The 3,106-nt window shown below is 33.5% G+C and carries 3 protein-coding genes; 2 read left to right on the plus strand and 1 reads right to left on the minus strand.

Annotated features, from left to right (window positions below; all coding sequences use genetic code 11):
• The coding region (locus RR539_RS10670; protein ID WP_332474905.1) for a thioredoxin family protein at positions 1-516 on the plus strand (516 nt) is incomplete at its 5' end.
• A 200-nt stretch (positions 517-716) separates the two neighbouring features.
• On the opposite strand, the gene RR539_RS10675 is transcribed toward RR539_RS10670, so the two are convergent.
• Complete coding sequence (locus RR539_RS10675) at positions 717-1,970, minus strand: cytochrome c biogenesis protein/redoxin (protein WP_332474904.1); 1,254 nt, start codon at positions 1,968-1,970, stop codon at positions 717-719.
• Between the two features lie 213 nt (positions 1,971-2,183).
• Between RR539_RS10675 and RR539_RS10680 the strand changes: the two genes are divergently transcribed.
• Positions 2,184-3,020: a metallophosphoesterase gene (locus RR539_RS10680; protein WP_332483851.1), complete on the plus strand. Its 837-nt coding sequence runs from the start codon at positions 2,184-2,186 to the stop codon at positions 3,018-3,020.
• Positions 3,021-3,106: the final 86 nt, after the last annotated feature.

A 3,106-nucleotide genomic window follows, 5' to 3' on the forward strand; every position in this document is an offset into this window, starting at 1 on the left:
AGCTCTAGTGATAAGGAGACTTCTCTTATTAACACAAAGGCTACTAAAGTCTCAGAAATTCTTAAGGATATTCCTCAGGAAGTAGAGGCTAGAATTAAGGAGATTTCTTCTCCTGTGAAGATTGCTGTTTTCACAGAGACTTTCTGCCCTGATGCAGCTATAGCTATTCCAATTTTACTTAAGGTAGCAGCACTTAATCCCTTAATTGAAGTTAAGTTCTTCCACCAAAGAGAATATGAGGACTATCTATATGATACTGTTGATGAGTTTAAGATACCTACAATACTTAACCTATCAGATGATGGCAGAGTAATTGGTAAGTATATTGAGTTCCCAGCTGGGCTTAAGAATATTCTTAATAACAAAACAAGTCTTCAAGAGGTTAATTTAACTATTGAGGATTACAGAAACGGACTGTTTATTACAGAGATTCTAAGTGATATAACTAATCTTATCCTTGGTACCCAAGGTGAGTATGTATACTTTAGTAAGTGTAACTTTGAATCTACTGGATGAGCGCTTTAATAAAAGGTGCAGTTTGCACTACACAAAATGCAGGGAGACCTTAGAAAAAACCGTAGTGTTTGAAGCTTTAGCTGAGTTTTACGGTTGTCTTAGGTATCCCTGCATTTTTTATTTTAGAATGTCTTGTTTCTATCTCCTTAGTAATTAGACCATATCCAACTACTAATCCTATATACTTTATTCTATCTTACTTATTCTATTTTTCCATTTTGGGTTTGAGTTATTATTTCCTTCATTTGGTCTTTTTCAAGTCCTCCACTTACATATCCATAAACCTTGTAGTCCTTATTAATCATGAAAGTAGTAGGATATGCGGATATTCTATAATCTGCTGCTACTGTGCCTTCTTCATCAAATAGTATCGGCATAGTATAACCCTGCTCCTTAGCATACTTAATTATGCTTTCCCTATCACCTTCACGTCCAAGGTTAGGTGTAATAACAGTTAGAATAACTACCTCATTCTTGTTAAGTCCGTATTCCTTGTATATCTCCTCTATGTGAGGCATTTCTTTTCTACATGGTGGACACCAGGTTGCCCAGAAGTTAATAAATACAGTCTTCCCCTTGTAGTCTGAAAGTCTATGGGTTTTACCATATTGGTCCTTCATAGTAAATTCCATTGGGGCCCTCGGATCTTCACTAGGTGGAGCTACTTCATCTGGAGTCTTATCTTCTTCCTTCTTATCAGTTGAAGTTACAGGAGGCTTAGTACTTCCTCCAAGGTAGTTAGTAACATTATTAATTACCCCTGTAAATGTCATAACTCCAATTATAATCATAATAACTGCTCCAACCTTAATGCTATACTTCATAAACTTCTTGTTGTTCTTAAAGAAGTTAAGTACCTGTGATGTAAACAGTCCAAGTAATAGGAATGGAATAACAAATCCTATGGCATAAACTAATACAAGCATATTACCTACAAAGCTACTTGAAGCACTTGAAGCCAGTATAAGTACTGATGAAAGAGCAGGTCCAACACATGGAGTCCATGCAAAACTAAATGTAAATCCAATTACATATGCAAGTAGTGGGTTCATTTTCTTTCCTGCTATGTTAAGGTTAATCTTTCTTTCCCTCTGCATAAACCTTGGCTTAATTATTCCAAGTTGTACTACTCCAAGAAGAATAATTATAATACCTGCTACCTTGCCAAAAACATCCCTATTATCTGCAAGGAATCCTCCAAGTGCAGTAAATGATAATCCTAATAGGAAAAAGGCAGTTGATATTCCAAGTATAAAGAACACTGTATGTAGTAATACCTTACTTCTTATGTATCTATAAGTTCCATCTCCATTATCCACCTTTGCGTTCCCTGCTAAATAGGTTATGTAAATAGGTAGTAGTGGTATAACACATGGAGATAAAAACGAAACTAATCCTTCAAAAAATACTAAAACAAAGCTAATATTCTGGGCTGACACTATATTTTCAAACATTTTAATCTCTCCTTTCGTTTGATATGTATTCTCAATATATAATTATTATTGATTGTAACATCTTATTAGTCAATTAACAACATCTTTAAAATTTACAAATTATACATTATGTTAAGAGTATTTAACATAATATTAAACTAAATTGTAACCAAGGTTACAGTAAAAGAGAGTATTATATGATATATCCTAGTAAATCTACTTAAGGAGAAAACCATGTTTAAGTTATTAAAAATATTATTAGCTACAATAGCTTCCATTATCCTTATAATTGGCTGTCTATTTTGCTATACAACCTTTATAGAGCCTAAATTACTTATTACTAAAACCATTGATTTAAGTAAAGGTTCAAATACAGATCTTAAGGTTGTTCATTTTACTGATACTCAACTTGGTGAATATTATGATTTAGATATGCTTGAAAAAGCAGTTAATAAAATAAACGCCGAAAACCCTGATATTGTAGTATTTACAGGGGATTTAATTGATAATGCTGCAAAGTATACCCATAAAGATGAAATAGCTCCTATTCTTAACAGGATAGAAGCCAAGCTTGGTAAGTATGCTATATACGGTAACCGTGATTATGGAGGAAGTGCAGTTAGATACTATAAAAACATTATGAAGGAGTCTGGATTTAAGCTACTTAAAAACAACTCTGATGTTATTGAGCTTAATGGGAAGAGAATTCGAATACTAGGAAGTGATGATGCTCTTCTTGGAAACCCAAGTATTAAGTCAACTACTAAGGGGATAAAGGAAAGTGACTATAATATTCTTCTTACCCATGAACCTGATATAGCAGATAAGTATAGTGATTATCCTATTGACCTTGTTTTGGCAGGTCATAGCCACGGTGGGCAGGTTTACATCCCATTTTATGGACCAATTAAGAAAAACACCATGTCTGAAAAATACTATAAGGGCATGTATACAATGGATAACAGCTATAAAACCAAGCTATATGTAAACACAGGACTTGGTAACACTAAGGTTCCATTTAGGTTTATGAACATACCTAATGTAACCCTATTTAATATTAGCCTGCGTTAGGTGATTTTTATCACCATCCTATAAATTTACTTTATAACTAAAGGTACATGGATTAATCCTCCTATGTACAATGTATTACAAGGCAA

This window comes from Clostridium sp., from assembly GCF_036639235.1.
Lineage (GTDB): Bacteria > Bacillota > Clostridia > Clostridiales > Caloramatoraceae > Clostridium_AB.

Excerpts from the sequence above, each read along its gene's own strand:
- RR539_RS10675 (WP_332474904.1), bottom strand. The coding sequence starts at position 1,970 with ATGTTTGAAAATATAGTGTCAGCCCAGAATATTAGCTTTGTTTTAGTA.
- RR539_RS10680 (WP_332483851.1), top strand. The coding sequence starts at position 2,184 with ATGTTTAAGTTATTAAAAATATTATTAGCTACAATAGCTTCCATTATC.